At 65.1% G+C, this 7,823-nt stretch carries 9 protein-coding genes; 3 read left to right on the top strand and 6 right to left on the bottom strand.

Going from position 1 to position 7,823, the window contains the following annotated elements:
- Nucleotides 1–119: 119 nt before the first annotated feature.
- The 6 genes from XI09_RS05570 to XI09_RS05545 form a co-directional block, all read right to left on the bottom strand.
- Entirely contained in the window at nt 120–323 is a 204-nt protein-coding gene (locus tag XI09_RS05570; protein ID WP_161536098.1) for a YodC family protein, read from the bottom strand.
- A 349-nt stretch (nt 324–672) separates the two neighbouring features.
- Nucleotides 673–1,431, bottom strand: a complete 759-nt coding sequence (locus tag XI09_RS05565) for an HAD family hydrolase (protein WP_271565970.1) — start codon at nt 1,429–1,431, stop codon at nt 673–675.
- Nucleotides 1,422–2,309: an oxygen-dependent coproporphyrinogen oxidase gene (gene hemF, locus XI09_RS05560; RefSeq protein ID WP_271565969.1), complete on the bottom strand. Its 888-nt coding sequence runs from the start codon at nt 2,307–2,309 to the stop codon at nt 1,422–1,424. Before hemF ends, XI09_RS05565 begins: the two co-directional genes overlap by 10 nt.
- Before the next feature lie 128 nt (nt 2,310–2,437).
- Nucleotides 2,438–2,803, bottom strand: a complete 366-nt coding sequence (locus XI09_RS05555; RefSeq protein ID WP_027543659.1) for a 6-pyruvoyl trahydropterin synthase family protein — start codon at nt 2,801–2,803, stop codon at nt 2,438–2,440.
- Between the two features lie 17 nt (nt 2,804–2,820).
- Complete coding sequence (gene queE / locus XI09_RS05550) at nt 2,821–3,453, bottom strand: 7-carboxy-7-deazaguanine synthase (protein ID WP_271565968.1); 633 nt, start codon at nt 3,451–3,453, stop codon at nt 2,821–2,823.
- 18 nt (nt 3,454–3,471) lie between these two features.
- Nucleotides 3,472–3,930, bottom strand: a complete 459-nt coding sequence (locus XI09_RS05545) for a tRNA (cytidine(34)-2'-O)-methyltransferase (RefSeq protein ID WP_271565967.1) — start codon at nt 3,928–3,930, stop codon at nt 3,472–3,474.
- 276 nt (nt 3,931–4,206) lie between these two features.
- On the opposite strand from XI09_RS05545, the gene petA reads away from it, so the two are divergent.
- The 3 genes from petA (at nt 4,207) to XI09_RS05530 (ending at nt 7,796) form a co-directional block, all read left to right on the top strand.
- The gene (gene petA, locus XI09_RS05540; protein WP_011085272.1) at nt 4,207–4,737 is read left to right on the top strand and encodes a ubiquinol-cytochrome c reductase iron-sulfur subunit; all 531 of its coding nucleotides are present in this window, start codon (nt 4,207–4,209) and stop codon (nt 4,735–4,737) included.
- Nucleotides 4,738–4,799: 62 nt separating this feature from the next.
- A complete protein-coding gene (gene fbcH, locus XI09_RS05535) occupies nt 4,800–6,863 on the top strand; it encodes a cytochrome b/c1 (RefSeq protein ID WP_271565966.1) in 2,064 nt (687 codons plus the stop codon).
- A gap of 258 nt (nt 6,864–7,121) precedes the next feature.
- On the top strand, nt 7,122–7,796 hold the full coding sequence (locus tag XI09_RS05530) for a dienelactone hydrolase family protein (RefSeq protein ID WP_271565965.1): 675 nt from the start codon (nt 7,122–7,124) through the stop codon (nt 7,794–7,796).
- Nucleotides 7,797–7,823: the final 27 nt, after the last annotated feature.

Below are 7,823 nucleotides of genomic sequence, written 5' to 3'. Positions count from 1 at the left end.
GTGGCCCTTCTGCGCCATGCAGCGATGTCCGCTGTTGCGCCGTTATTGGCGGAGAAGCGGACATCACGCGCGCCGGAGCGAAGCGCTCCGATCCGACTAGGATGCGGCCTTGGCCGTGCCTACTCCTCGTCTTCGTCGTCCTCTTCCTCATCCTCGTCCACCTCTTCCAGGTGTTCGAGCACGGCGAGCGGCAGCGTCTCGCGAAACAGGTCGCCTTCGACGCCCATCCAGAGACAGATCACGTCGTCGCCCTTTACTTCTGCGACGGTCAGCGGCTGGCCGCCGGATTTCAGCATGACGATATCGCCGGCTTTCAGTTCCATGGATGGTCCTTTCGGGTTGGATTGACTTAAGAAGCTAGCAAGCCGGCATGACACGCCGATCACGGGCTGCGGGATCAGTGGATGTGCTGCGGCAGCGCGCATCCGCTGCCAGGCTGCTGAAACGCCGACGACGGAGCTTCAGGCCGGAAGCGGGACCATGACGGAGGCGAGGGCGCCTTGTCGATGGGTTGCGCAGGGGCTTTTCCGTCCCATGCGCCGCGATGATGGCATCATGCGCCTGTTTTGCCCGACGGGTCAAACGGTTTCGTAAAATCCGTAAGCATTTGATTTTGCAGCAGCCGGCTACTGTGCATGGGGTTGTTTTTCGAGTTTTTGTTTGCGCGCCCGGTTACGACTGGCCCGGCACCAGTTCGCTCAGCGAGCGAATGATGCGGTCGGGCTTGACGGTCGAGCCTTCGGGCAGACCGTCGCCGTGGACGTCGATCCAGATCGAATAGATGCCGAGGCGCTGCGGCGTCACGACTTCCCATTCCAGGTTGTCGCCGATCATCCAGGTGTCATCGGCGGTGACGCCCAGCGCCTCCATCGCGTGCAGATAGGCGCGCTCCTCGGGCTTGCCGAAACCGTGCTCGCCCTCGATCTGGATGTGATGGAAGCGGTGCGCCAGCTCGAAGCGCTCGACCTTGGCGCGCTGGGTGTCGGCGGCGCCGTTGGTCACCAGCGCGAGCTTGATGCCGAGCGCCTTCAACTTGTCGATGGCTTCATGCGCGCCGGGGAAGACGAACATCTCCTCCTCGCGATAGGCGGTGAAGCGGTCGGCGAGGCGAATGGCGAGATCGTCTGAGAGTGCGCGGTGGCCGGCGGCCGCGAGCGCCGCGAAGCCGCCCTTCACCGTGAGGTGGCGGGCCTCGGCAAGCTTCATCCGCCACGCGGCTTCCGCATTGGCCCAGAAGTTTCGCGCGAAAGCCAGCACTGCGGTTGCGACCTGCTCTGGCGGCAGCGGCGCAAGCTCCTCGGCAAACTCGTTCGCGATCGTGTTCCAGGCGATCTCGGGCCGGCCATAGGCCGACAGGATGGTGTCGTCCATGTCGATCAGCATGGCGCGGGGCAGCGGCCTCACAGCGGGCTTCATCGTCGTCATGGCCATTTCACCTCCGGCGGCAGCGACGACAGGATCGAATCCACATTGCCGCCGGTCTTGAGCCCGAAGATGGTGCCGCGGTCGTAGAGCAGGTTGAACTCGACATAGCGGCCGCGCCGGACCAGTTGCTCCTCGCGGTCCGCAGCGGTCCAGGTGCTCGCGAAATTGCGCCGCACGATGTCGGGATAGACCTTCAGGAAGGCGCGGCCGACGTCCTGCGTGAAGGCGAGGTCGGCGTCCCAGTCGCCGCTGTCGTGCCAGTCGTAGAAGATGCCGCCGATGCCGCGCGCCTCTTTCCGGTGCGGCAGATAGAAATACTCGTCGCACCACGTCTTGTACTTGTCGTAGTCGGCGACGCCGTTCGGCTGCGCGCAGGCCTCTTTCATCGCGGCGTGGAAGGCGATGCTGTCGGCGTCGTCCTGCGTGCGCCGGCGGTCGAGCACCGGCGTCAGATCGGCGCCGCCGCCGAACCAGGCTTTTGTGGTGACGACGAAGCGCGTGTTCATGTGCACGGCAGGCACGTGCGGATTGCGCATGTGCGCGATCAGCGAGATGCCGGAGGCCCAGAAGCGGGGGTCTTCGGCCGCGCCCGGAATCTGCGCGCGAAACTCGGGCGCGAATTCGCCGTGCACCGTCGAGCAGTGTACGCCGACCTTCTCGAACAGCCGGCCATGCATCATCGACATCACGCCGCCACCGCCGGCCGCGCCGCTATGATCGGTGCGCTGCCAGGGCGTGCGGTTGAAACGGCCGGCTTCGCCCGGATAGAGGCTTTGCGGCGCGTCGTCCTCCAGCCGCTCGAAGCTCGCGCAGATGTCGTCGCGCAGAGCTTCGAACCAGGCGCGGGCGCGCGTCTTGCGGTCTTCGATTGTCGAAACGTCCATCTGCATTCCCGTCGCTAACCAAGCGGTGCGTCGCGTAGGGTGGGCAAAGGCGCCCTCGCGCCGTGCCCACCATTTTTCATCGTCGTCTCGATTGGTGGGCACGCTGCGCCTTGCCCACCCTACGAAATCTAGCCCTGCGGACCGTAATAGGTGCAGCTCTCGTTGCAACTGTCGCGATGGATGCTGACGCGGGTGAGCTTGCCGATATGCGCTAGCCGCTCCCAGACGAAGCGCGACAGGTTTTCCAGCGTCGGCTTGCCCAGCGCCTCGATCTTGTTGAGGAACTTGTGGTCCAGCGTCAACCTGACGTCCTCGATGGCGCGCTGGAGGAGGCCGAGATCGACCACCATGCCGGTCGCAGGATCCGGCGTGCCGCGCACCGTCACCTCGGCGCGGAAGGAGTGGCCGTGGATCTCTTCGCTCGCCGCGCCGAACGTCGTTCCCGACAGTGAATGCGCCGCCTCGAAGCGGAACGATTTCGTCAATTCCCACATCTGTTCGAAAACCAATCCTATCTGATGCCGAGCGATTTATGCGTCTGCACGCTGAGCCGCCATTGCGGATGGCGCAGGCAGTAGTCGATCGCGCGCGCGGTGTTTTCGGCGACCTCGGGCCCGTCCATCGGCTGCAGCGAGAAGCGCTCGAAGGCGAGGCCCTCGAAGGCCTCCGGCGCGGCGAGGGCCTGCGGATAGACCAGCTTCAGCTCGTGGCCGCGGCGCAGCACGAGCTCGCTGCCGCCCTTGGGGCTGACGCAGATCCAGTCGAGGCCATCAGGTGCGGCAATCGTGCCGTTGGTCTCGACGCCGATCTCGAAGCCTCTCGCATGGAGCGCATCGATCAGCGCGTCGTCGACCTGGAGCAGCGGCTCGCCGCCGGTGAGCACCACGTAGCGGTTGGCGGCCGTTGCCGTCCATTGTGCCGCGATGGCGTCGGCGAGCTCCGCAGCCGAGCCGTAGCGGCCGCCGAGCGTGCCGTCGGTGCCGACGAAATCCGTGTCGCAGAATTTGCAGGTCGCGTCCTGACGGTCGGCCTCGCGGCCGCTCCAGAGATTGCAGCCGGCAAAGCGGCAGAACACGGACGCGCGCCCGGCATGGGCGCCTTCGCCTTGCAGGGTCAGGAAGATTTCCTTGACCGCGTAACTCAATGGTCTCTCCTCAACATATCAACCTTGCGGGTTCCGGATCTGCCGCAGCGCCTCGCCTGCGGCCATCGCCGCGGTCATGGCCACATTGAGCGACCGCAGTCCCGGGGCGATCGGGATCACCAGCCGCGCATCCGCGGCCTCGACCACCGCGTCGGTGACGCCGGCGCTCTCGCGCCCGAATAGCAGGATGTCCGACGTCTGGTAACGGAAATCGCGGTAGTCGGTGGCGGCCCTGGTGGTGAACAGCAGCAGCCGGCAGCCCTGCGCCGCGCGCCACTCCTCGAATTTCGGCCAGGAGACGTGCCTGACGATGCTGACATGGTCGAGGTAATCCATTCCCGCCCGGCGGAAATGCCGGTCGGAGACGGGGAACCCTGCCGGTTCGATGATGTGGGCCGCCAGCCCCAGGCAGGCGCAGAGCCTTAGAATCGTGCCGGTGTTCTGGGGAATGTCGGGCTGGAAAAGCGCTATCTGCATGGGCGGCGGCTGGTTGGTTGTGGGGCGGAAATGTCTCAATAAAACATCGCTGGCGCGGGAATTCGTGCATTGCACGCTTCCCCGCCGTTAGCGGGCTTGCGCTCGCCCGGCAAGGGTGCCAATAGAACGATTCTGGACTGCTGTTTTCGCTTGTTTTGGCGGGGACAAGCGAAGTTCTGCCGCCGCGGGGGCCGCGGGCGCCGGCAGCCAGTTCTGGGGACCTTGGGGGCCCCTGGAGCGGTTCCACCGGTAGCATAAGAAGAAAGGGTTGGAATCGTGACGACAGCGTCTTCGGCGGACCATCCGACACGCCGTGATTTCTTATTCGTTGCAACGGGGGCAGCTGCAGCAGTAGGGGGCGCAGCTGCGCTCTGGCCCTTCATCTCCCAAATGAATCCTGATGCCTCGACCATCGCGGCCGGTGCGCCGATCGAGGTCGATCTCAGCCCGATCGCCGAGGGCCAGGACATCAAGGTATTCTGGCGCGGCAAGCCGATCTACATCAGCCACCGCACCAAGAAGCAGATCGACGAGGCGCGCGCCGTCAACGTGGCGAGCCTGCCCGATCCGCAGTCCGACGAGGCCCGGGTCAAGTCCGGCCATGAGCAGTGGCTGGTCGTGATCGGCATCTGCACCCATCTCGGCTGCATCCCGATCGCTCATGAGGGCAATTACGACGGGTTCTTCTGCCCCTGCCATGGTTCGCAGTACGATTCGTCCGGCCGCATCCGTCAGGGGCCCGCGCCCGCGAACCTGCCGGTGCCGCCGTACCAGTTCGTTTCCGACACCAAAATCCAGATCGGCTGAGCTTCGGACTCTCGTCCGAAGCTTCGCGCCGTCTCGTCGTATTATTTCCTCAGGATCGCATCATGAGCGGACCATCCGACTACCAGCCGAGCAATCCGGCCCTGCAATGGATCGAGCGGCGCCTGCCGATCCTCGGCCTCATGCACTCCTCCTTCGTCGCCTATCCCACCCCGCGCAATCTGAACTATTGGTGGACCTTCGGCGCCATCCTCTCCTTGATGCTGGGGATGCAGATCCTGACCGGCGTGATCCTGGCGATGCACTACACGCCGCATGCCGATCTCGCCTTCAAGTCGGTCGAGCTGATCGTCCGCGACGTCAATTACGGCTGGCTGCTGCGCAACATGCATGCCACCGGCGCGTCGATGTTCTTCTTCGCCGTCTACGTCCACATGTTCCGCGGCCTCTATTACGGATCGTACAAGGAGCCGCGCGAGGTGCTGTGGATCCTCGGCGTCATCATCTACCTCCTGATGATGGCGACCGGCTTCATGGGCTACGTGCTCCCCTGGGGCCAGATGAGCTTCTGGGGCGCCACCGTCATCACCAATCTGTTCTCCGCCATCCCCTATGTCGGCGAGAGCATCGTGACGCTGCTGTGGGGTGGTTACTCCGTCGGCAACCCGACGCTGAACCGCTTCTTCTCGCTGCATTACCTGCTGCCGTTCCTGATCGCGGGCGTCGTCGTGCTGCACGTCTGGGCGCTGCATGTCGCCGGCCAGAACAATCCTGACGGTGTCGAGCCGAAGGCGGAAAAGGACACGGTGCCGTTCACGCCGCATGCCACCATCAAGGACCTGTTCGGCGTGTCCTGTTTCGCGCTCCTCTACGCCTGGTTCATCTTCTACATGCCGAACTATCTCGGCGACGCCGATAACTACATCCCGGCGAACCCGGGCGTGACGCCGCCGCACATCGTGCCGGAATGGTATTACCTGCCGTTCTACGCGATCCTGCGCTCGATCCCGAACAAGCTCGCGGGCGTCATCGGGATGTTCTCGGCGATCATCGTGCTGGTCTTCCTGCCCTGGCTCGATGCCGCCAAGACCAGGTCGTCGAAGTACCGCCCCCTGGCCAAGCAGTTCTTCTGGATCTTCGTCGTGGTCTGCATCCTGCTCGGCTATCTCGGCGCGCAGCCGCCGGAGGGCATCTATGTGATCGCCGGCCGGGTCCTGACGTTCTGCTACTTCGCCTATTTCCTGATCGTGCTGCCGCTGCTCTCGCGCATCGAGACGCCGCGGCCGGTGCCGAACTCGATCTCGGAAGCGGTCCTGACCAGGAGCGGCAAGGCCGTGGCCTCCGTCGCCATCGCGCTGGTTGCCGCCGGCGTGCTGTTCCTCGGCAGCCTGCAGGACGCGCGCGCTTCCGAGGGCAACGACAAGCCGCCGGGCAACAAATGGTCGTTCGCCGGGCCTTTCGGTAAGTACGACCGCGGTGCGCTCCAGCGCGGCCTGAAGGTCTATAAGGAAGTCTGCGCCAGCTGCCACGGCCTGTCCTACATCGCCTTCCGCAACCTCGCGGAAGACGGCGGCCCCGGCTATTCCGTGGCGCAGGCGTCGGCCTTCGCTTCCGAGTACAAGGTCAAGGACGGCCCGAACGATGCCGGTGACATGTTCGAGCGCCCGGGCCGGCCGGCCGACTACTTCCCCTCGCCATTCGCGAACGAGCAGGCAGCCCGTGCAGCGAACGGCGGTGCGGCGCCGCCCGACCTGTCGCTGATCACCAAGGCGCGCTCCTACGGCCGCGGCTTCCCCTGGTTCATCTTCGACTTCTTCACCCAGTACCAGGAGCAGGGCCCGGACTACGTCTCGGCGGTGCTCCAGGGTTTTGAGGAGAAGGTGCCGGAGGGTGTGACCATCCCGGAGGGCTCCTACTACAACAAGTACTTCCCGGGCCACGCCATCAAGATGCCGAAGCCGCTCAGCGACGGCCAGGTGACCTATGACGACGGCTCGCCGACCACGGTCGCGCAATATGCCAAGGACGTCACCACGTTCCTGATGTGGACCGCCGAGCCGCATATGGAAGCGCGCAAGCGCCTCGGCTTCCAGGTGTTCGTCTTCCTGATCATCTTCGCGGGCCTGATGTACTTCACCAAGAAGAAGGTCTGGGCCGACTCCCACTGAGCGGCGCGAGGCGAGATATGAAGAAGCCCCCGAAAGGGGGCTTTTTTGTTGGGTTCGTGTCCCGGACGCGCGAAGCGCGAGCCGGGACCCAGAATGGGCGTGGCCGGACCCCGGATCAGCAGCGCATCACGCCGCTAAGGAGCGGCGCGCTGCGCAGCATCCGGGGCACGAGAGTTTGTTTGCGCGGTGATTGCGCCGCGCGCCCCCAGCGGCCAAGATACCGCCAACCGCTCCCCCAGAAACTCATCGGAGGACACCATGGGAACCGCCATCACCTTCAAGCGCCCGGACGGCAAGGACGCCTCCGGCTATCTCGCCAACGCCGCGCGCGGCAACGCGCCGGGCGTGGTCGTGATCCAGGAATGGTGGGGCCTGTCGGACCAGATCAGGGGCCTGTGCGACCGCTTCGCGCTGGCCGGTTTCGATGCGCTCGCGCCCGATCTCTACAAGGGCAAGGTGGTGCCGTATCATGACACGGATGCGGCCGGCAAAGAGATGAACTCGCTCGACTTCATGGACGCCACCACGCAGACGGTGCGCGGCGCCACGCAATATCTGTCGCGCAACGGCGCCAAGGTCGGGCTGACCGGCTTCTGCCTCGGCGGCGCCGTCACCATCATCGGCGCGACCAAGATCCCGGAGCTCGCGGCCGGCGTCGTGTTCTACGGCATCCCGCCGGAGCAGGCCGCCAAGCCCGCCGACGTCAAGATCCCGCTCCAGGCCCACTTCGCCAACAAGGACGATTGGTGCACGCCGGAGCTGGTCAATGGCTTCGAACAGGCCATGAAAGCCGCCGGCAAGTCGCTGGAGCTGTTCCGCTATGACGCCGAGCACGCCTTCGTCAACGAGCAGCGCCAGGCCGTGCACGACCGCGAAGCCGCCGAGCTCGCTTGGGGCAGGGCGACGGAGTTTTTCAGGAAGCATCTGGGGTAGGGGACTGCGCGGCGCGCGTGGGTCATC

Origin of the sequence: Bradyrhizobium sp. CCBAU 11386, from assembly GCF_028128955.1 — a bacterium.
In the GTDB taxonomy this organism is placed as follows: domain Bacteria; phylum Pseudomonadota; class Alphaproteobacteria; order Rhizobiales; family Xanthobacteraceae; genus Bradyrhizobium.
Note: the sequence above shows the minus strand (reverse complement) of the source record. Positions and strands in the feature narration are given on the sequence as shown.